20 protein-coding genes are annotated in these 19,061 nt (G+C 54.4%); 13 read left to right on the top strand and 7 right to left on the bottom strand.

The genetic code is table 11. From position 1 onward, the window contains the following. The first annotated feature begins 13 nt into the window (after nucleotides 1-13). On the top strand, nucleotides 14-1,231 hold the full coding sequence (locus tag AC2IAX_RS13515; protein WP_494387947.1) for an LL-diaminopimelate aminotransferase: 1,218 nt from the start codon (nucleotides 14-16) through the stop codon (nucleotides 1,229-1,231). Between the two features lie 247 nt (nucleotides 1,232-1,478). Here AC2IAX_RS13515 and AC2IAX_RS13510 read toward each other — a convergent pair whose 3' ends face one another. Continuing rightward, nucleotides 1,479-2,663, bottom strand: coding sequence for a hypothetical protein (locus AC2IAX_RS13510; protein WP_494387946.1), 1,185 nt, complete (start codon nucleotides 2,661-2,663; stop codon nucleotides 1,479-1,481). A gap of 356 nt (nucleotides 2,664-3,019) precedes the next feature. Between AC2IAX_RS13510 and AC2IAX_RS13505 the strand changes: the two genes are divergently transcribed. Further along, nucleotides 3,020-4,759 (top strand): hypothetical protein, encoded by a 1,740-nt coding sequence (locus tag AC2IAX_RS13505; RefSeq protein ID WP_494387945.1) that lies wholly within the window; start codon nucleotides 3,020-3,022, stop codon nucleotides 4,757-4,759. On the opposite strand, the gene AC2IAX_RS13500 is transcribed toward AC2IAX_RS13505, so the two are convergent. The 4 genes from AC2IAX_RS13500 to AC2IAX_RS13485 form a co-directional block, all read right to left on the bottom strand. After that, the gene (locus AC2IAX_RS13500; RefSeq protein WP_494387944.1) at nucleotides 4,756-5,103 is read right to left on the bottom strand and encodes a HepT-like ribonuclease domain-containing protein; all 348 of its coding nucleotides are present in this window, start codon (nucleotides 5,101-5,103) and stop codon (nucleotides 4,756-4,758) included. The two genes, AC2IAX_RS13505 and AC2IAX_RS13500, sit on opposite strands and share 4 nt — an antisense overlap. Further along, the gene (locus AC2IAX_RS13495; protein ID WP_494387943.1) at nucleotides 5,093-5,410 is read right to left on the bottom strand and encodes a nucleotidyltransferase family protein; all 318 of its coding nucleotides are present in this window, start codon (nucleotides 5,408-5,410) and stop codon (nucleotides 5,093-5,095) included. Before AC2IAX_RS13495 ends, AC2IAX_RS13500 begins: the two co-directional genes overlap by 11 nt. 1 nt (nucleotide 5,411) lies before the next feature. Next, on the bottom strand, nucleotides 5,412-5,978 hold the full coding sequence (locus AC2IAX_RS13490) for a Uma2 family endonuclease (RefSeq protein ID WP_494387942.1): 567 nt from the start codon (nucleotides 5,976-5,978) through the stop codon (nucleotides 5,412-5,414). Nucleotides 5,979-6,110: 132 nt separating this feature from the next. Continuing rightward, entirely contained in the window at nucleotides 6,111-6,362 is a 252-nt protein-coding gene (locus AC2IAX_RS13485) for a UPF0175 family protein (RefSeq protein ID WP_494387941.1), read from the bottom strand. A 165-nt stretch (nucleotides 6,363-6,527) separates the two neighbouring features. On the opposite strand from AC2IAX_RS13485, the gene AC2IAX_RS13480 reads away from it, so the two are divergent. The 8 genes from AC2IAX_RS13480 (at nucleotide 6,528) to AC2IAX_RS13445 (ending at nucleotide 12,471) form a co-directional block, all read left to right on the top strand. Beyond that, nucleotides 6,528-6,770 carry a hypothetical protein gene (locus AC2IAX_RS13480; RefSeq protein WP_494387940.1) on the top strand — a complete coding sequence of 81 codons (243 nt, stop codon included), beginning with the start codon at nucleotides 6,528-6,530 and terminating at the stop codon, nucleotides 6,768-6,770. Continuing rightward, complete coding sequence (locus tag AC2IAX_RS13475) at nucleotides 6,770-7,177, top strand: type II toxin-antitoxin system VapC family toxin (protein ID WP_494387939.1); 408 nt, start codon at nucleotides 6,770-6,772, stop codon at nucleotides 7,175-7,177. Before AC2IAX_RS13480 ends, AC2IAX_RS13475 begins: the two co-directional genes overlap by 1 nt. 94 nt (nucleotides 7,178-7,271) lie before the next feature. Beyond that, on the top strand, nucleotides 7,272-9,062 hold the full coding sequence (locus AC2IAX_RS13470) for a tetratricopeptide repeat protein (RefSeq protein ID WP_494387938.1): 1,791 nt from the start codon (nucleotides 7,272-7,274) through the stop codon (nucleotides 9,060-9,062). Then, nucleotides 9,049-10,308, top strand: coding sequence for an AAA family ATPase (locus AC2IAX_RS13465; RefSeq protein ID WP_494390387.1), 1,260 nt, complete (start codon nucleotides 9,049-9,051; stop codon nucleotides 10,306-10,308). Before AC2IAX_RS13470 ends, AC2IAX_RS13465 begins: the two co-directional genes overlap by 14 nt. A 42-nt stretch (nucleotides 10,309-10,350) precedes the next feature. Continuing rightward, nucleotides 10,351-10,614 (top strand): DUF2442 domain-containing protein, encoded by a 264-nt coding sequence (locus tag AC2IAX_RS13460; RefSeq protein ID WP_494387937.1) that lies wholly within the window; start codon nucleotides 10,351-10,353, stop codon nucleotides 10,612-10,614. Then, a complete protein-coding gene (locus AC2IAX_RS13455) occupies nucleotides 10,611-11,045 on the top strand; it encodes a DUF29 domain-containing protein (protein WP_494387936.1) in 435 nt (144 codons plus the stop codon). The genes AC2IAX_RS13460 and AC2IAX_RS13455 overlap by 4 nt, the downstream gene beginning before the upstream one ends. 44 nt (nucleotides 11,046-11,089) lie before the next feature. Further along, complete coding sequence (locus tag AC2IAX_RS13450; protein ID WP_494387935.1) at nucleotides 11,090-11,545, top strand: hypothetical protein; 456 nt, start codon at nucleotides 11,090-11,092, stop codon at nucleotides 11,543-11,545. After that, entirely contained in the window at nucleotides 11,542-12,471 is a 930-nt protein-coding gene (locus AC2IAX_RS13445) for a hypothetical protein (protein ID WP_494387934.1), read from the top strand. The genes AC2IAX_RS13450 and AC2IAX_RS13445 overlap by 4 nt, the downstream gene beginning before the upstream one ends. A 198-nt stretch (nucleotides 12,472-12,669) precedes the next feature. Here AC2IAX_RS13445 and AC2IAX_RS13440 read toward each other — a convergent pair whose 3' ends face one another. Further along, on the bottom strand, nucleotides 12,670-13,350 hold the full coding sequence (locus tag AC2IAX_RS13440) for a TapB family protein (protein WP_494387933.1): 681 nt from the start codon (nucleotides 13,348-13,350) through the stop codon (nucleotides 12,670-12,672). Between the two features lie 441 nt (nucleotides 13,351-13,791). After that, nucleotides 13,792-15,288: a phosphoglucosamine mutase gene (gene glmM, locus AC2IAX_RS13435; RefSeq protein ID WP_494387932.1), complete on the bottom strand. Its 1,497-nt coding sequence runs from the start codon at nucleotides 15,286-15,288 to the stop codon at nucleotides 13,792-13,794. Between the two features lie 329 nt (nucleotides 15,289-15,617). Here glmM and AC2IAX_RS13430 point away from each other — a divergent pair, with 329 nt between their 5' ends. Genes AC2IAX_RS13430 through fxsT form a run of 3 tightly spaced genes read left to right on the top strand, consistent with a single transcriptional unit; the run spans nucleotide 15,618 to nucleotide 18,999 of the window. Beyond that, nucleotides 15,618-15,950 carry a type II toxin-antitoxin system RelE/ParE family toxin gene (locus AC2IAX_RS13430; protein ID WP_494387931.1) on the top strand — a complete coding sequence of 111 codons (333 nt, stop codon included), beginning with the start codon at nucleotides 15,618-15,620 and terminating at the stop codon, nucleotides 15,948-15,950. Next, the gene (locus tag AC2IAX_RS13425; protein ID WP_494387930.1) at nucleotides 15,922-16,263 is read left to right on the top strand and encodes a hypothetical protein; all 342 of its coding nucleotides are present in this window, start codon (nucleotides 15,922-15,924) and stop codon (nucleotides 16,261-16,263) included. The genes AC2IAX_RS13430 and AC2IAX_RS13425 overlap by 29 nt, the downstream gene beginning before the upstream one ends. Nucleotides 16,264-16,266: 3 nt before the next feature. After that, on the top strand, nucleotides 16,267-18,999 hold the full coding sequence (fxsT, locus tag AC2IAX_RS13420) for an FxSxx-COOH system tetratricopeptide repeat protein (protein WP_494387929.1): 2,733 nt from the start codon (nucleotides 16,267-16,269) through the stop codon (nucleotides 18,997-18,999). Nucleotides 19,000-19,061 lie beyond the last annotated feature (62 nt).

Below are 19,061 nucleotides of genomic sequence, written 5' to 3'. Positions count from 1 at the left end.
GAGGCTTCAATCCATGCAATTTGCCGATCGACTGAAACCGCTGCAATTCAACGTGTTTGCGGAAATGGATCGGGCGAAGGCTGCGGCGGCTGAAACCCACGAGATTGTGGATTTATCGCTGGGATCGGTGGACTTGCCCACTTCGCCCCACGTGCTGGCGGCGATCGGGGAAGCGCTTCAGGATCCCAGCACCCACGGCTACCAACTCTTTCGCAATACGGCGGCCTTTCGACAGGCGGTGGCCGATCGCTACGAGCGGCAATTTGGCCTGGCGATCGACCCGGAAACGGAAGTGCTAGCCCTGATTGGCTCCCAGGAAGGAACCGCTCACTTACCCCTGGCGGTTTTAAACCCGGGGGATGTGGCCCTGCTGGGCGATCCGGGCTATCCCTCCCACTACGGTGGCGTGCATTTGGCGGGCGGTGAGGTTTATCCCATGCCGCTGTTGGCGCAACATGGCTATTTGCCCCAGTTTGACCAAATTCCGGCGGCCGTGGTCGATCGGGCACGGCTGATGGTGCTGAACTATCCCCACAACCCGACCACAGCGGTAGCTAACCTGGACTTTTTCCGGCGGGCGGTGGCGTTTTGTCAGCAGCACGGCATCGTGTTGATTCATGATTTTGCCTACGACGGGATGGCCTTTGGCGATCGCCCGCCGTCGGTGTTGCAAGCGGATCCAGACAAGACGGTTTCGATCGAGTTTTTCACCCTGTCTAAGGCCTTTAATATGGGCGGCTTTCGGGCGGGCTATGCCATCGGTAACCGCGACTTGATTGCAGCCCTGCGCAGTGTCAAGGCCGCCGTGGACTTTAACCAATACCAAGGCATTTTCAGGGGGGCGATCGCAGCGCTTCAGGGGCCCCAAGCCGATGTGCAGGAACGGTTAGAAATTTTTCGCGATCGCCGGGATGCGTTTGTGGCCGCCATGAATCGGATTGGTTGGCCCCTGGAAACGCCCCAAGCGACGATGTTCGCCTGGGCTAAGTTGCCGCCGCCTTGGGAAAACCAGTCGATCGAATTCTGTAAGCAACTGGTGGCTGCCACGGGCATCGCCGTGGCCCCGGGGGTGGGCTTTGGCCCTTCCGGTGAAGGCTATGTGCGTTTTGCCCTGGTGCAAACCCCGGAACAGTTGGCGCATTCGGTCGATCGCATCGCCGCCTTTTTACAAACCGGCTTGCCAGCCGACCACAAAGGTCAGGGCCTGTTGTCACTTCCTGGAATCCAGTAAAAACGGCTGATCTTCCATACCCTAACCACCCTAGACAAGGGGCTTAAGCCCCTTGCCCTTACGATCCAACCACCCTAGACAAGGGGCTTAAGCCCCTTGCCCCTACGATCCGCCAACGGTGGAATCAGGGTTTCAGGCGATTTGACGACAAGCCCTAATCACTGCAAGGGTTAGTCACCACAAAGGTTAATCAACGGCTGAATGATTGCTGAAAGGCGGATTAACCTTTTGCTTTTGCCCTCAGTCCCTACCAAGGATTGCTGAAAGTGCGCACCGGTCGCCCGCCGATGTTGGATTGGGATGGCTGCGTCACCGGTTCCGGAGCCACGGCCGGTTGGCTGGGCGGCGGGGCGATCGCGGGGCTGTTGGGAACCGTGTTGTAACCGGCGTTTAAGGGTACACCGGAACCCGTGGAGCCATAGCCTGGCATCGGAGCCGTTGGGATTTTGGGCAAAGTGCTGCCCGCCGTTGCCGGGCCGGAGCCATAGCTGGGATAGCCCGTGGGACTGCCAAAGCCGCCATAGTTCACATTGCCAACCCCAGCATTGGGAACCGCCACATTCGGCAGTGTGGGATTGGTTGTGCCGCTGCCGATGGTGGGAGTTGTGCCGCTGGAACCCGTGACGGGAACCGTGGGCGTTGTGGTGTTGGTGCTGCTGCTGGGGGTTGTGCCGCTGGAATCGCTGCTGCCATCACCATTGTTCAGGTAGAGGCGATCGAGCGCCGCTTGCAGGGGACTCACGGGCTGGCCGGTGGTTGTCCCATTGCCATTGAGCATGGTCGAGCTGCCTCCCACACCGTAGCTGCTGCCATTGGCATTGGCGGCCCGAGGGTCATTGCTCAAAAATTGATTCACCGCCCTTGGGGCCAAACCACTGCCCTCGCCACCGCGCGATCGACTGCCCACGGGGCCCGCCGAACCACCACTGAGCAACTGCAAAATATCCGCTAGCTCAGAGTTGGCGTTGTTCGCCGTTTTTTCTTCATCCTGGCGATCGCGTTTATTGCGATTGTTCCGGCGCTGGTTTTGGGGCAGGGTTAGCTCCGTTGCCAACACATTAGACGAGTCAATATCAGCCGCCACCGAATCATCATCGGGCTGAGACTCCAGAATCGAGAGCCAATCTACCTTGTCCGGCTCAGGTTCGGCATTAGTCCAGCGATCGGGATTTTTCCAAAACACCCAAGCCCCCAAGGTTGCCATCGAAATCGCCATGGCCGGCAACCAGATGAAGGGTTCGCCCAACCAGCGCAGATTTCTGAGGACCAGCGTTAGGCTGAAGGTTTCGCGCAGTTGCGACACCCAACCCTCATGGGTTCCTGGCTCATGGGTTCCTGAGTGCGCCTTGTGGCCGTGATGACCCGCCGGGTGATGGCTCGATGGGTGATGGCCCGATGAGTGATGGTGATGCTCGGACATAGTTAGGGTCACCAGAGCAGGATCAGAGAGTGGTTGGAGAGCGGGTCGGGGCTGGGGAGGCTGAGCGAGAGCCGCTGGACGGAGACAGGGTAGAAGCGAGCGAAACCCCTAGACGAGAACGAGCCTTGGAGCGATGGCTCATTTTTAGGTAACAATTGCTGCTTCCATTCTATCGGGTCTGGCAACCCTGAAGCCAGGGCCTACCCCCAACGCCCATCCCTAACACCCCTCTGCCGCTGGGGCCCGCCCCTGAAATTCGCCAGTACCCAAACGGAGAACCGACACCAGCGATCGCCCCAAACGGCCCAACCTTGGTTTAGGGTGGCTTCTGGCTGATCAGTTGCCGGGATTCCCGAAAGGTTTGTTGGATGAAAAACGCATGGGCTTGGATAGGAGCGCGATCGGGCGATCGACGCTGGAGCATGGTGCTCAGTGGAGCCATGGCGTTGTTTTATGGCTGGCAATCGGTGCAGTGGGCCACCCGCAATCCCTATATCGTGCAAGACGATGTGCGCCAGCATGTGTTTTGGGCTTTTCGCTACCTGGATCCTGGCCTCTTTCCCGGTGACTGGATTGCTGACTATTACCAATCCGTTGCGCCCCTGGGCTATCAATGGCTCTATCACGGAGCCGCCCTCCTGGGCTGGGATCCCCTAACGGTCAGTAAATATTGGCCGGTGATTTTGGGTCTGGTGACCACGGCCCTGACCTGGCGAGTGATGATTCGGCTGTTGCCCGTGCCTTGGGTTGCCCTGTTGGGTTGCATTTTGGTGAATCAAAGCCTGTGGATGGAGGATGATTTGGCCTCGTCCACGCCGCGAGCCTTTGCCACGCCCCTGGTGTTGGCGGTGATGGATGCGCTGCTGAGTCGATCGCTCTGGGGTTGTTTAGGGGCGATCGCCCTCAGTGGCCTGTTTTATCCGATGGTGGCGGTGGTGGCGGCGGCGGCCTTAGCGGTGAATCTGGGTCGGCGCTGGTGGGCCACCCGTCGAGGGAGATCGCATCCCGAGGCCCTGACTCCCCTGGACTGGCGCTTGGCGATCGGGGGCATTGCCATGGCGGTTGCGATGCTGTTGCCGGAATTGCTTACCAGCAGCGAGTTTGGTCCCGTGATCAGCCGATCCCAAGCCGCAGTTCTGCCGGAATTTAACTTTGTGGGTAATGAATACGGGCGATCGTTCTTTTTTCACCCCAATCCGCTGATTTTTTGGCTGTTTGCCCCCCGTAGCGGCTTCCTGTGGGTGGGATTTGTGCCCCCGATCGCCCTGGCGGCCTTGGCCTTGCCCCGTTGGTTGAGCCGGCCCGCCCGCGCCCATCAATTTCCCTTAGCCAGTCGCCTTTCGCCTCACTTCGCCATGCTGGGCGACTGGGTTTGGGGTGGTTTGGGACTGTTTCTCGCTGCCCATGCCCTGCTGTTTCGGTTGTATTTACCCAATCGCTATGGCTATGTGCCCTTGCGGGTGGTGTTACCGGTGGCAGGGGCGATCGCCCTGGGCCTGTGGCTCGATCGGCAAATGCAAGCCACCCAACCCCAAAAGCCGCGTTGGTTCTGGCCCCTGGTGAGCCTTGTTCTCAGCCTGTCGATCGTTGTGCCCATGGTTCCTAACCTAGCCGTGTCCAGCCAATTGCAAATGGAAGGACGCATGGCCGAAGTCTATGAATTCCTGCAAAAACAACCGAAGGATATCCTAGTGGTTTCCCTGTCCAAGGAAGCGGATTTCATTCCTATCTTTGCCCGGCGATCGATCCTTGCTAGCCGCGAATTTGCCCTGCCTTACCATTGGGGCTATTACCGAGTTTTGCGTCAACGCATTGAAGATACCATCCGCGCTCAATACACCAGCAACCTATCAGAGGTGAAAGCTTTCTTGCGGAAATATCAAGTGAATTTTTGGTTATTAGAACCCTGGTCACTCTCAAAGTCTGACTTGGCGGATAACACTTGGTTACAACAATTTCAGCCGCTCATTCAAGACGTGAGTAATCGGCTCGATCGCGGTGAAGCCCCAGCTTTGGAACGGGCGATCGCTCCCTGTTCAGTTCTCGAAAATAAGCGTCTGCAACTGCTCGATGCCCGCTGCATTTTGCAGCTACCATCAGAACCCTAGGGTCTATTTCCATTCGCATTGATCAGCGGCATGATCAATGCTTCTAGCTCGATAATATCTCGCTGTACAACATCCCACAGAGTATTGATATTAATACGATCATATTGATGAGCCAAAATATCCCGCATTCCTGTAATCTCCTTCCAAGGAATGTGGGGTGTTACTGTTCTCATTTCGGGAGATAACCGTTTTGCTGCTTCACCAAGAACAATGATCTGATAAAGAATTGCAGATTGCTTTTCTTCGTTGTTACGAAAATCATCCTTACTCAAATCTCTTGTGAATGCTTGAATTCGTCTAATTGCATTCAAAATATCGAGCAAATGGGCATCATCACGATTCATAAATAATTACTGCGGTACTTAAAATTTCCTGGCGACGAATCCAGTTGCTACCTTCTTGAATCGCCTCTTTGATGACCAGATCAACAGGGCGATCGAGCAGATCTTCGAGTTGATGCTTGATTCTAACGAGGGTCAATAATCCTTGAGGAGCATCGGGCGCGAAGGAAATCAACAGATCAATATCGCTATTTTCTCGAAAGTCTTCTCGCAAAACAGAACCAAACAGAGCTAGTTCAGCAATGTTCCATTGCCGACAAACTTCGATCAGCTTCTCCTCAGGAATTGCAAGGCGATTTGTTGGGAACATCCTAACTAAAAATATCGGCGACTTTCAAGGTGAAATCAGCGAATAGGGGCGAGGTTAATTCGTCTTCGGCGAAGAGGGTGAAAACGAGTTCTAAACGGGCTTGCGATCGCCGATAGATCTCCACGGTTTGTTGTTGCCAATCCACGATCCAATACTCCCGCACCCCGACTCGGGAATAGAGCTTGAGTTTCACCTGGCGATCGCGCGCAATGTCTTGGGGTGCTTGGGAAATCACCTCAACGACTAGCTCGGGAGCTGCCGTGAAATGCCCCGCTTCATCAACACAGGTTGCCAGCTTCTCGTCACTAATCCACACAAGGTCGGGGATAACATTTTCTTCCCCGGCCAAGATGACACCTGGCGACTGCAACACTTTGCCTTGTTGATGCTGCTTTGCCCAGAGCGCAAGAGACGTGTGCAGGTTTCCTAGAGCGTCTTGGTGTCTCCAGTGGGGGGCGCGGGTCACGTATAGGTCTCCGTCGATGATTTCGTAGCGATCGCCGGTGTCGGGGAAGAGTGCTAAATCGGCGGTTGTCCATCGATTTTTCGGGTCAGCATTGGCAACCATGGGGGTTCACGCTGGGTCGATTGAATGTGGTTCAAAGGGAGCTAAATATAATGCCTGTCGATAACAGTAGTTGTAAGGAGTAAAAGAACAAGTTGATTAATGATGGCCAAGTTTAAGATTGGCGAGGTGTTGCTAACGACTAGCATAGGCGAGGTCATCGTCTAATTCTTCATGGCTGTAATGCCGCAGAACTTCGCGCTGGGCAAGCAGTTGACCAAATTCGTATTTGTCCATTTCAGCAAGTTCGCGGGCTTTGCCGAAGGCGAGCAGGTTTTGGGCATAGAGGGCGATCGCGAGTTCGCGCCGGAGTTCGCGCTCAATGCGGGGTTCTGGCAGGCGAATGGCCTGCACAATTGAGTCGGGAATGGAGAGTTGTAGTCCCATAGTTTTTTGGAGCGATCGCCTGATTGCTGTTGGTCTGTGGGTTGCGGCGATCTTAGCATTGCTGAAATTGGGGCGGTGGGGCGATCGCTGGCCCCGGTTGGCGGGTGGCTAAAATGATGGGGAACTGGTTTGGCACTGTCGAGGCTGGGGATTAGGAGGTTGTCGATGCAAATCACGATTACTTTGCCGCCAGATTTGGAGGGATATTTGCTGCGTCAAGCGGCCCAAAGTAACCTTCCTTTGCCGTTGATTGTGCTACAGATTCTTCGGCAGCTAGTCCAGATGCCGCCGGTTGCTACGACTCAGTGGCCAGAGGCTGTTTTGAGTTATGAGCCAGATCCCGATTTCCCTGAGTTTGAGTCCTATCGCAACGAATTGATTGATCCCCAAGAAATTGAGTTATTTTGATGCGCTATCTTTTGGATACTTGCGTCATCAGTGACTTTGTTAAGGGTGATGCAGCAACGACAGTTCGGTTTCGGAGTACGCCACCAACGGATATTGCAATTTCGGCAATTACGGTGATGGAGTTACGTTATGGCTTGGCGATTAATCCACAACGTGCGAGGAAGGTTGAACCAATAATTTCTGGCATTCTTTCATCTGTAACCATATTGCCATTTGGGCTGGCTGAAGCGGAAAAATCGGCTGAAGTTCGGGCTGTTTTGAAATCACAGGGTCAACCAATCGGGGCTTATGATGTGTTGATTGCGGCGACGGCGCTTGCACATCAATTAATTATGGTGACTGCTAATCAGCGGGAGTTTGAGCGCGTTCCTGGGCTGTCAATTGAAAATTGGCGACAGGCGGTATAGGTGTTGCTGAAACGTTTCTGGAATTCAGTAAGTTTTTATCAAGTCAGCCAGGGTTTTTGAGTCTGGGGATGTGGGTTTTACGTGGTGAGTGGCTATGATTCAGAAAGGATTTGGTCAGGCGCAGGAGGCAACTAGTCCGCCTGCGGAGAAGCTGATTTTGAAGTTCAAAGCTCAGTTTCCTGGGGGAGCATCTGACCTGACAAAAGTTGAACGATTTTTTGAACAAAGAGAAATTGAAATTAATGAAGCGTTGCTGGAAGCGCTGCCTAAAGTTTTCAAGAAGCTGACGAAGCATCCATCCCGACAAGAGCAGGAAAAAATCGCTGCCCTGTTTCGGAGTTTTGGCATCGCGCTGTACAAAGTCCCCGTGGGAGATCGGCAGCTTAATTTAGAAATTTTCTGGGTCTGTCAGCAGTTGGCGCTTCAGGTTTTTACACGTCAGAAGTCGGCTCAGAATTGGGCAGGAACCCAAAACAACCTGGGAACTGCTTACAGCAATCGCATCCGAGGGGAGCGGGCCGACAACCTGGAACGGGCGATCGCCGCCTACGAACAAGCTCTGGAAGTCTATACCCGCGAGGCATTTCCCGAAGATTGGGCAATGACCCAAAACAACCTGGGAATTGCTTACAGCAATCGCATCCGAGGGGAGCGGGCCGACAACCTGGAACGAGCGATCGCCGCCTACGAACAAGCTCTGGAAGTCTATACCCGCGATGCCTTTCCCGAACAATGGGCAATGACCCAAAACAACCTGGGAACTGCTTACGACGATCGCATCCGAGGGGAGCGGGCCGACAACCTGGAACGAGCGATCGCCGCCTACGAACAAGCTCTGGAAGTCAGAACCCGCGAGGCGTTTCCTCAAGATTGGGCAATGACCCAAAATAACCTGGGAAATGCTTACAGCAATCGCATCCGAGGGGAGCGGGCGGAGAACCTGGAACGAGCGATCGCCGCCTACGAACAAGCTCTGGAAGTCAGAACCCGCGAGGCGCTTCTCGAAGATTGGGCCATAACCCAAAACAATCTGGGAACTGCTTACAGTGATCGTATTCGAGGGGAGCGGACAGAGAACCTGGAACGGGCGATCGCCGCCTGCGAACGAGCACTGGAAGTCTATACCCGCGATGCCTTTCCCGAACGGTGGGCAGCAACCCAAAATAACTTAGCCCAAGCACTGATCAAACAATCTGAACTGACCAATGCCCCAGAGGACTTGGAAACTGCGATCCAGCTTTTGCAAGCGGCCCTCACCGTCGCAACACCCCAGAGTCCAGAGTTCATCGCGACGCAATACGCCCTGGGCCATGCCCTGACCCAACGCCATGAGCGCAGCAAAGATCTCGATGACCTGCGAGCCGCCGAACGGGCCTACCGGGCTGCCCTAGAGGCCATCAGCCCCGAACACTACGACATCGAACAGTATCGCAACGCCCTGCCCGCCATCCAATCCGTGATGGGTAGCCGCCTGGTGCGCGATGGCCAGTGGCAACAGGGCCTGCAACTCCTGCTGGACAGCAACCGGCAACTGAGCCAAAGCACTGACAAACTCGCCCACGCCAACGCGCTCTACCAAACCGCCAAAGCCCACGAACACCTCACCGACTGGGACAACGCCCGCACCTACTACCGTGATGCCCTCCGCCTCTACAAATCCCTCAAGAACGATCCCGGCATGGCCAAAAGCCATGAGGGTTTAGGCAACGTCCTGGCCACCCAAGGAAACCTCGCCAAAAGCCTGGTTGAACTCGCCCAAGCCCGCGAACTCTACGCAAAACTCGAACGAAGCGACAAAGTTTCGGAGATTGATAAACTCTATCAATCCGTCGAATGCGTCCTCGCCAAACAACCTCACCCAGACTCGACCTATGGCCAGTGCTGACAGCCTACTTCAACAGTCCAAAAACAACATTCGCCGCCTGGGATTGTCCGCCATTCCCTTCACCGAAAGTCCCACGGGGTTTGACGACACTGCCCAGCTCGATCGCACCTTCACTGGCCGTGAAAACGAGCTAAGTCAAGTTTTTAATCTCTTTCAAGGTCTCGATCGTCGCCGCATTTTGATCTACGGTCGAATTGGCATTGGCAAAAGCGCTTTCTTGCTCGAAGCCCTCGCAACCTTAAAAAAAGACTCGCCCAAAAGGCTCTTTACCTACACCTCTTTACCGGCTGAATTGGACTTGGCAACAGCGGCACTCATTGCCCTGGCGCAAGAATTACCCGACGATGATTGGGCCCAAAACACCCTGCATCAAATGGGGATTCCCACAGCCAAAGCCATTAAAGAACGCAGCAGAGAAGTAGGTGGTAGCTTGGGACTGAACGCAAAAGTCACCGAAAAGAATGCGCCTCAAGGCAAACTCCAATATCCAACCGCTGCCCTGGATACGCTGATCGATCACGCCCTCAAAAAATATCCCGAAGGGGTGGTAATTGCGATCGACGATCTCGACAAGCAAAACCCCGCCCGCGTTCGCCAACTGATGCACGATGCCCAAGGCATTCTCAAAGGTCGTGCTTGGTTTATGCTCACGGCTCATCCTATTGGTATGACTGCTAATTTGCTCACCACTGAACGCGGCCTATTTGATCTACGAATTGAACTGAAAGAACTAGATCAGGAAACCACTTACCAAATGCTGGTGAACTATCTCAACAGCGTTCGGATTGGTAAACCATGCACTGACCCCAACGACCCGAATAGTGTTTTGCCCTTTTCCCCGGAAGCTGCCCGCCACTTCTGCCAGGTTTCCAAAGGCAAACCCCGCCTATTCAACCGCCTGGGCACAATTATTCTCGACTATGCTGCTAACCAGAAGGCAGACAAAATCACCTTTGAGGTTCTCCAAGCAGGGCTACGCATGGCGGCTCCCAAACTGCAAGAACAAGCTGCTCTTAAATTCCAAGAAGAGCGTGTTCGTAAGCTTCTGCAAGAGCGCAGTTCACTCTCTGATGAAACAATCACAATCGAAGATCTTGAACAACTTGGCTTCTCATCCTATAGCGATCTGTTGCCAATTTTAGAAAAGCTGGAAGATGCAGATCTAGCCTATCGAACCTCATGCAGTGATGCACAAGAATTTGCTTCTATTGACCTACCCTTTGGCGAATTCATCGACGCTGAATAATCGGCCGCTGTAGGAGTATGAAGCCTATCCTCTGAAATAAGTATGAACCCTAGAGTCGTCCACGTACTGGCACGGGATCACTACAAACTTGAAATCCAGTTCACCAATCAAGAAGTGCGAATTTATGACTGCTCAACACTTTTAGATTTTGGCATATTTCAAGAACTCAGGGACGAAACTTACTTCCGGAAAGTCAAGGTATTTAACGGCACAGTTACTTGGCCAAATGAGCAAGATATTTGCCCAGATACGCTCTATCTAGACTCTAGTCCTGCACCGATCGCAGCCCAACCGTTGTCAGCATGAACACCACCTACGATCGCGATTTCTATGCTTGGACACAGGAGCAAATTGTGCTGCTGCAAAACCGAGATTTCGGGGCGATCGACCTCCCCAACTTAATCGAAGAACTCGCCGCCATGGGTCGCCAAGAACGTGAACAACTTGTTAACCGTTTAGGCGTATTGATTGGTCATCTATTGAAATGGCGCTATCAGCCTGATATGCGAACCAACTCCTGGATCGGTACAATTCGCGAACAGCGGCGACGGATTCAGCGCTTACTCAAAAATAATCCAAGCTTGCAGCCATTTCTAGATGAAGCCTTCCGCGAAGCATATCTTGATGGGCGAGATCTGGCTATTCAAGATACTAACCTAGAGGATTCAGTCTTTCCAAAAGCTTCACCATTTACGCTGGAATTTGTCCTTTCGGACAATTTAGAGGAATCAATCTAATTATCTAAATCACCTTTAAAAGCTCCCTCTTTCCAAACTACTCCATGCTCTACACTGACGAAGATCTACTTGAGGCAGCTCGCACCATTCGCAGCGAATTACCGGATTTGTTGGCTCCCGAAACCGCACAAAGCCTAGACGATCGCCTCGCTAAACTACTAAATCAAGTGCCCCTAGATTTACGTGATCTGCATTACGAAACCATCAGCGCGATCGCCACTCAAGTTGAAGAGTCTTTAAAGACACACGAGTCCACAAAGACTTGGCTAAAATCCTTTTTGATTGATTCATCCAATCACCAACGCCAAAGTTTTGAACCTCTTCCCGGTAATGCCAGTTACGTGGCAACCGATAAATATATTTGTCCCCACGGCGACTATCGCTGGTCTCGGCGCAGCGTTGGTCAACCGATTCCCCGCTGTCCAACCCATGATGTTCTCCTAATCCCGATCGCCGAATTTCAGCAGTTACGGTCTAGCTCATCCCAGGAGAACCCATGACCGCCAAGGTACTTGAAGGTGCAGGCGGCAAGGTTGCAGAACAGTGGATTTCGAGTCTGCTGACTTCTGCCATTGTCTTTTGGGCTGGGGGCTTGGTGGCGGTTATTCAGCGATTTGGCTGGCAACCTTTCACAGACTGGTTCACCAAACAGCCGGAGCCATTACAGTTGGCTTTGTTGGTCGCCGTGCTGGGTGGAGCGATCGCCTCAGCCGCCGTAGTCGAACGGTTTCAATTGATGGCACTACGCGGACTTGAGGGCTACTGGTATCCTATTTTTAACGGGTTTAAAGATCACTTTATTCGTCGGCAAATCAAGATTAAGGGAAAACTTGAATTACAATTTCAAGACTTAGATAACCGCCCAAGACGCACCAGTCGTGATCGCCAATTACGCATCAAACTCGATCGCCAACTCAGTGATTTTCCCACCCAAGATATTGATATTATGCCCACGCCATTGGGAAATATCTTGCGGGCGGCAGAGTTGCGATCGCTCGACAAATATGGGTTAGATGCGGTGATTTGTTGGCCGCGATTGTGGTTGTTATTACCCGAGTCTGCCAAAGCAGATTTACAGGCAGCACGCGCAGAACTGAACGCGATGGCTCGGCTGTGGATCTGGAGTTGGCTATTTTGGGTTTGGGCGTTTTGGGCTTGGTGGGCAGCCCCGATCGCCATTATTTCGGCGTGCTTTGCCTATCACTGGGCGATCGCGGCGACCAAAACCTACGGCGACTTGATCGAAGCCAGTTTTGATCTTTATCGTGGCCTGCTCTACGAGGCTTTGCGATTACCCTTTCCGAAGCAAGCAGACCAAGAACCAGCCGCCGGACGGATGTTAACTCAATATCTTTGGCGCGGTACTTTGCCAGAGTCCTACAAATTCATTGCAACTTCAGAAGTTTCTCCAGTCACTGATCAGTAAAAATCCATAAAAATCCATGCATGAACATTAATCCCATGGCTTTCCCGCCTCAGGCGATCGAGCACGGTTGTCTTCCTGAATCTCGATCGCAACAAACATAGGCGACAGGCTGAGGCGCGATCGCAGACCCGTAATGATTGACGGCGAGGGGGATAATGACCATTCAATCCCCCGATTACCCTGGGTGACGGGGCAAGGCTAGGAAGCTTTGGGAAACTCGTATCGCTTCAATTCCGTGGTGGTTTGCAGCGCATTGCTGGCATCCCAAATTTGCCACTTCACCGGCCCGACCCGATCGGCGTACCACATCACCTTGCGGAAGGCCGTTCCCGCTTTTTCGCCCGTAATTTCCACCCGAATCGTATTAAATTTGCCCGCCGGAACCGTGACTTCTTCCGTTACCGCTGCTTTGTAAGATTCGGAGGCATTCGTGGTGGCTGCGCCCACCTGTTGACCAGTCCAAGACCACTGATCGCCCACTTTAGGTGGATTTTTTAAGATGGGCTTAATCGGCTCATTCACCGTTTCGTTGGTGATGCCGTTGCGAGCCAACACAAACTTGATTTCCCTGACCCAACCTTCACCCTTGAGATAGAGCAAATTAGACGGCCCAAACCCCAAGTCTTGCTCCGTGGTGTAGCGCATTTGCGAACCGTCGCGATCAGCCCCAATCACCTTGATTAGCAAGTTGCCCGTTGTGCCCTGTGCCGCATTGGTCGTGGCATATTCCCAACGACCATTCAAGGGAAAGGGGTAATAGTCGGGTGGAGGCGGCGCGGCCCACAGGCCCGTTGCCGTTAACAGTGCGATCGCCAGGCCCACCATAAACCCCACAGCCCAACGGACTCCCACAACCTCCCTCAGCCGCTGCCAATTCATGGAACTAGCTTGGTGCTGGGTTTGATGTGGCCGATGTTGCGCAATCTTAAGCCAAGAAAACATCTTTTCAGATCCAGAACAACTACTCCCATCAAGATAGGCATTACTTGCCTGATTGCACAGGAAATATGTTGATCTGTTAAGTGTCAATCCAATCAATAAAAATGAAGAGACTCTTTCTGTAATCTCTGATGATTTTGGTTCTGAAATTTTAGGTTTTTGATTTTAAAGGTTTAAGTATCGATGAGGCTTTGGTTTCTGAATTTTGGGTTGAATGTTGTTGAGTCTCAAGAATTTTCAAAATTGGATCAATTGGACTGAATTGGAGTACGTTGGGCAGGTCAGCGGCCTTAAGATTGATGCAATAACCCGCCCAGAAAACCAACATGAAATGGGCGGGTCGATCGCCCGGATCAACCCACCCGATCGGGCGTTGGAAACCTAGCTCAAGTGCGATCGCACCACGGCCGCCAGGCGATCGGCCCAGTGGCGCACCAAATCCGCTTCGGCCGCTTCCACCATCACCCGAATCACCGGCTCCGTTCCCGAGGCCCGCACCAAAATCCGGCCCGCATCGCCCATTTGGGTTTCCGCTTGGGCGATCGCCTCGGCTACGGGGGCGCAATCTTGCCAGCCTAACCGGCGCGCGCGATCCTCAACCCGCACGTTTTCCAGCAGTTGCGGGTATTTCTGGAAGCTGTCATCCACCCAGGCCGCGAGCGATCGCCCGGACTGTTTCACCAGGGCCGCCAGGTGCAGCGCCACCAACGTGCCATCCCCACTGACGGCGTAGTGGCGGCAGAGGATGTGACCCGACTGCTCACCGCCCAGCATGTAACCGCGATCGAGCATCGCCTTTTGCACGTACTGATCGCCCACGGCCGTGCGGATCAGGTTGCCACCTTGTTTTTGCCAAGCCCGCTCAAAGCCCAGGTTCGCCATCACCGTCGAAACGATCGTCGCTTCCGGCAGCTTGTCGCTCGATCGGAGGGTTTGCCCCCAGAAATAAAGGATGTAGTCACCATCGACCACGCGCCCCTTGCCATCCACCGCCAGCACCCGATCGGCATCCCCATCAAAGGCAAACCCGAGATCCGCTTGATGTTCAACAACAGCCGCCTTCAGGGACTCTAAGTGAGTGGAGCCGCAATTCACATTAATTCGATCGCCGTCCGGTTCCCCGTGCAGCACAATCACCGTTGCGCCCAACTCCTCAAACACCGCCGGGGCCACCTTGGCGCTCGCGCCCCAAGCCGTATCCAACACCACTTTCAAACCCGCCAATGGGCGATCGCCCCAGCCCTCTTGCTCCAGGGTTTGTTCCAAGGACACCGCATAGCCGCGCACCAGCTCGGGCCGGAAATAGCCGCGCCCGCAACCGGTCACGGGTTCCAAACCGGGCAACACATGATGGCGCAAGGCCGATTCAATTTGTTGTTGGGCTTCTTTGGCCAGCTTGTGCCCATCGGGGCCGAAGAACTTCAAGCCGTTGTCGCCGGGCGGGTTGTGGCTGGCGGAAATCATCGCGCCCCCGATCGCCCCGGTCGCTTCCACCAAATAGGCCACGCAAGGAGTTGGGCAGAGGCCCACGTTCCACACCTCCAGCCCGGCCGCCGTCAGCCCCGCCGTCAGGGCCGCCGCCAACATTTCGCTGGAGTTGCGGGAATCTTGGCCCACGACGATCGCCCCGTTGCCCGATCGGGCCGCAAACACGCGCCCAGCCCAGTAGCCCACATGCAGCGCCAAGCTGGCGGTCAACACCTCACCTACGCGCCCGCGAATCCCGTCGGTTCCAAACAGGGGCACGCTTTCGGGAATTTCCAGAGGCGACAACCCATGCAGATTCAGGTTCAAGCTTGGTTGCTCCAAATCCTGGGGTTTTTGGTTCAACCCAAGTTCGCCCGATTCGCGACCCAACCGAACAGGAGACGTAACCATAATTGCGCTCACTCCACACCAAGGGTTTGTGTTGCTTTCCACACCAAATCGATCTTGCATCCGCACGATCGACATAGTTCGCAACTCGCCTGAAGGATAGCACGGGCCGATCGAGGGGGTCGATCGCCCCGGATACCATGGCGGGGTCTGGGGGAGTGAGTAAACTTAAAGCAGATGTGAGGAGCGATCGCCCCTGTTTGCCCCAACTAAGAAGGATTCGATCGCCACAAAATCACAGCAAAACCGCAGCAAATTAGGTCAGGCGATGGAACCCACAACATTGGCACTAGCAGGCATCGTGGTTCTAATAGCTAAAAAGTCCGCAGAAAATGTTTGAAGTTCGTCGCTATATTACAGAGCAGGGGCGAATTCCCATTGCTGAATGGCTAGATAGTTTCCGCGATCGCAAAATCCGCCAACGTATTCAAAATCGATTATTGCGTTTAGAAGCGGGAAACCGTGGAGACTGTAAATCTTTGGGGCAAGGGCTTTGGGAACTGCGCTTAGACTTTGGCTCAGGCTATCGTATCTATTACGGTCAAATAGAATCAGTGATTATCTTGCTGCTTTGTGCAGGAGATAAAAGCAGCCAACCGCGTGATATTGAGCTGGCTCATAGCTACTGGAGGGACTATGAAAGCCGTTGCCCTAACGACGAATGAATCGACGAGCGATCGCTGGTTTGAGGCATTGGTTGAGTCGCTCCAAGACCCTGAGGAAGCGATCGCCTGTTTAGCGGTTTTGCTAGAAGAAACTGAAGATGATCCAACGGTGCGCGATCGGGCATTTGTGCGAGCAATGGTGGCGGTGACGGAAGGGCAAATTGCAGCGGGGCATTGTTCTGAAGCGGCGCGGGAAGCATTGCAGCAGTTTGAGCAAGGCTTGGCAACGCCGGGATCGGGAATTATCTATGCCTGGGTGGCTTGGTTACGGGCGATCGGGTTTGGGTTGGTGATTCAACAAGGGCAGGCGTAAACCATGGGCGATCGTCCCGAAATCCAACAAGGCATCATTGCCAACGATCAAGCCAAGATCGAGATCGACAAGGTTGAACAGACGATGGGCGATCGCACTGAGCAAAACCACAGTGGCTCGGGCGATAACGTTGCGGGCGATAAGGTTTTGGGCGATAAGCACGTCCATCTGCCGCAACAGTCGCCCGATCGCACCGGTTCTGAGCCGCCGAATAATTTGGGGTCGCGGGGGGTCGATCGCGATCGCTTCTTTGGGCGCGATGACGTATTGCAGGATTTGCACGATCGGTTGGGGCGATCGGATCGGGTGGCGGTAACGAGTGTGGCGGGCATGGGCGGCGTGGGCAAGAGCGAGCTGGCGGTGCAATATGCCCGGTGGCGGCTGCGGGAGGGGGACTATCGCGGCGGTGTGGTGTGGCTGGCGGGGGAACGATCGGGGATTGAACTGCTGGGGTTTGCAAAAGCGCAGTTTTTCCCGGATGTAGATTTGGCGCGGTTAGGCGATTTACGCGAACAGTTGACGTTTATTTGGTCGCGTTGGCCGGTTCCTGAGGTTCCGCCGGAGTCGGTGCTGTTGGTGTTTGATGATGTGACGGACTATCACGCGCAAGTTGAGGCGATTTTGCCGAGTGATGCGCGGTTTCGGGTGTTGGTCACAACGCGGAAACGGTTCATCGAAGATAGCCAAAACAATGCAATTGATTACCTCGACCTCAAGGTTTTAACGTCTGCCGCTGCTTTGGCGATGTTGCAAAGCATCATTGGGGCGGAACGGATAGCAACCGAGGCAGAAACGGCGGCGACCTTGTGCGAGTGGCTGGGCTATTTGCCTTTAGGAATCAAATTAGTCGCTAATTTGCTCGTGCAGGAGCCGGACTGGTCGCTAGCGGAAATCTTGCGGCAACTACGAGCCGAAAAGCTGAAGCATGAGGCGATGAGCAATGTGGAGGTGGCGTTTAATGTCAGTTGGCAACGGCTGACGGCGGCGGCCTGTCAGTTGGCGGGGGTATTGGGATTGTTTGCCCATAATGCGCCGATTCCCTGGAATTTGGTTGAGGCGGTGGTTTCGTCTTGTGAAGTGCCAGCCGCACCGCGCGATCGCAAGCGGGACAAGTTACGGCGCTGGGTGCTGCGTCAACCCGCACCCGAGGTCAAAACTTGGGATATTTTGCTAACGCCCCAGGTGATGAATCCGGCGCGGCGAGAGTTGGTGAACTTGAGTTTGTTGGAGCGGGTTGGCGAGGAGCGCTACCAGTTGCATCCGCTGATTCGGGAGTTTTTTGCGGCGAAGTTGGCGGCGCGGGCGGAGGCGACGGCCTGGCGGACGGTGTTTGCGGTGACGTTGACGAAGATTGCGAAGACAATTGAGCAGACTGTGACGCTGGAACAGCAAGCCCTGGTACGGGAGGCGATGCCCCATCTGGAAGCTGCGACGGACTATACCAACCTTCTGAGCGATGAAGATGACGAATGGGCCTGGCCGTTTGTTGGTTTAGCCCGGTTTTACACAGCCCAAAGCCTGTTCGAGGATGCCGAGCGTTGCTCTCAGCAGTGCCTCGCGGTCAGTGAAACCCGCTTCGGAGCCGACCACCCCGCTACCGCCACCAGCCTCAACAATTTGGCGCTTTTGTATGACTTGCAAGGGAAATACGATCGCGCCGAACCGCTCTACCAAGGGGCCTTAGAGATCAGGGAACGGCAATTGGGAGCCGACCACCCCTTAACTGCCTCCAGCCTCAACAATTTGGCGGAATTGTATTATGCGCAAGGGAAATACGATCGCGCCGAACCGCTCTACCAACGCGCCTTAGAGATCTGGGAACGGCAACTGGGAGCCGACCACCCCGACACCGCCACCAGCCTCAACAATTTGGCGGAATTGTATTATGCGCAAGGGAAATACGATTATGCCGAACCGCTCCTGCAACGTGCCTTAGACATTCAAGAACAGCAACGGGGAGCCGACCACCCCTTAACTGCCTCCAGCCTCAACAATTTGGCGCTTTTGTATTACGCACAAGGGAAATACGATCACGCCGAACCGCTCTTGCAACGCGCCTTAGACATCCAAGAACGGCAACTGGGAGATGACCACCCCTCTACCGCCACCAGCCTCAACAACTTGGCGGAATTGTACCGATCGCAAGGGAAATACGATCACGCCGAACCGCTCTTGCAACGCGCCTTAGACATCCAAGAACGGCAACTGGGAGCCGATCACCCCTCTACCGCCCAAAGCCTCAACAATTTGGCGGCATTCTATTACGCGCAAGGGAAATATGATCGCGCCGAACCGCTCTACCAAAGCGCCTTAGAGATCTGTGAACGGCAACTGGGAGCCGACCACCCCAACACCGCCATCAGCCTCAACAATTTGGCGGAATTGTACCGATCGCAAGGGAAATACGATCGCGCCGAACCGTTCTACCAACGCGCCTTAGAGATCTGTGAACGGCAACTAGGAGCCGACCACCCCTTAACCGCCACCAGCCTCAACAATTTGGCGGTGCTGTATTTCTATCAAGATCGCTGGGGCGAGGCGGAGCGGTTACTGGTGCGGGCGCTGCTGATTCGGGCGCAGGTGTTGGGCGAGGAACATCCCGACACGCAAAGCTCGATTCAAATTTTGCAATTTCTCATCAGGCAAGCCCTGAACCAGGGACGCGCCGCCGACCTCTCCGACCACCCCCTCACCCAATCGATCCTCCAACAACTCACTACCCCACCCAACCCGTAGGGGCACATCGCCATGCGCCCTCCGATACGCGAGATCTGCGATGACCCATTCGTGGCAACCGA

It is taken from the genome of Limnothrix sp. HT2024 (assembly GCF_059138625.1).
The sequence above is the reverse complement of the archived record's forward strand: the minus strand, read 5'-3'. Positions and strand labels throughout refer to the sequence as shown.

Excerpts from the sequence above, each read along its gene's own strand:
- AC2IAX_RS13515 (WP_494387947.1), top strand. The coding sequence starts at position 14 with ATGCAATTTGCCGATCGACTGAAACCGCTGCAATTCAACGTGTTTGCG.
- AC2IAX_RS13505 (WP_494387945.1), top strand. The coding sequence starts at position 3,020 with ATGAAAAACGCATGGGCTTGGATAGGAGCGCGATCGGGCGATCGACGC.
- AC2IAX_RS13500 (WP_494387944.1), bottom strand. The coding sequence starts at position 5,103 with ATGAATCGTGATGATGCCCATTTGCTCGATATTTTGAATGCAATTAGA.
- AC2IAX_RS13495 (WP_494387943.1), bottom strand. The coding sequence starts at position 5,410 with ATGTTCCCAACAAATCGCCTTGCAATTCCTGAGGAGAAGCTGATCGAA.
- AC2IAX_RS13490 (WP_494387942.1), bottom strand. The coding sequence starts at position 5,978 with ATGGTTGCCAATGCTGACCCGAAAAATCGATGGACAACCGCCGATTTA.
- AC2IAX_RS13485 (WP_494387941.1), bottom strand. The coding sequence starts at position 6,362 with ATGGGACTACAACTCTCCATTCCCGACTCAATTGTGCAGGCCATTCGC.
- AC2IAX_RS13480 (WP_494387940.1), top strand. The coding sequence starts at position 6,528 with ATGCAAATCACGATTACTTTGCCGCCAGATTTGGAGGGATATTTGCTG.
- AC2IAX_RS13475 (WP_494387939.1), top strand. The coding sequence starts at position 6,770 with ATGCGCTATCTTTTGGATACTTGCGTCATCAGTGACTTTGTTAAGGGT.
- AC2IAX_RS13470 (WP_494387938.1), top strand. The coding sequence starts at position 7,272 with ATGATTCAGAAAGGATTTGGTCAGGCGCAGGAGGCAACTAGTCCGCCT.
- AC2IAX_RS13465 (WP_494390387.1), top strand. The coding sequence starts at position 9,049 with ATGGCCAGTGCTGACAGCCTACTTCAACAGTCCAAAAACAACATTCGC.
- AC2IAX_RS13460 (WP_494387937.1), top strand. The coding sequence starts at position 10,351 with ATGAACCCTAGAGTCGTCCACGTACTGGCACGGGATCACTACAAACTT.
- AC2IAX_RS13455 (WP_494387936.1), top strand. The coding sequence starts at position 10,611 with ATGAACACCACCTACGATCGCGATTTCTATGCTTGGACACAGGAGCAA.
- AC2IAX_RS13450 (WP_494387935.1), top strand. The coding sequence starts at position 11,090 with ATGCTCTACACTGACGAAGATCTACTTGAGGCAGCTCGCACCATTCGC.
- AC2IAX_RS13445 (WP_494387934.1), top strand. The coding sequence starts at position 11,542 with ATGACCGCCAAGGTACTTGAAGGTGCAGGCGGCAAGGTTGCAGAACAG.
- AC2IAX_RS13440 (WP_494387933.1), bottom strand. The coding sequence starts at position 13,350 with ATGAATTGGCAGCGGCTGAGGGAGGTTGTGGGAGTCCGTTGGGCTGTG.
- glmM (WP_494387932.1), bottom strand. The coding sequence starts at position 15,288 with ATGGTTACGTCTCCTGTTCGGTTGGGTCGCGAATCGGGCGAACTTGGG.
- AC2IAX_RS13430 (WP_494387931.1), top strand. The coding sequence starts at position 15,618 with ATGTTTGAAGTTCGTCGCTATATTACAGAGCAGGGGCGAATTCCCATT.
- AC2IAX_RS13425 (WP_494387930.1), top strand. The coding sequence starts at position 15,922 with ATGAAAGCCGTTGCCCTAACGACGAATGAATCGACGAGCGATCGCTGG.
- fxsT (WP_494387929.1), top strand. The coding sequence starts at position 16,267 with ATGGGCGATCGTCCCGAAATCCAACAAGGCATCATTGCCAACGATCAA.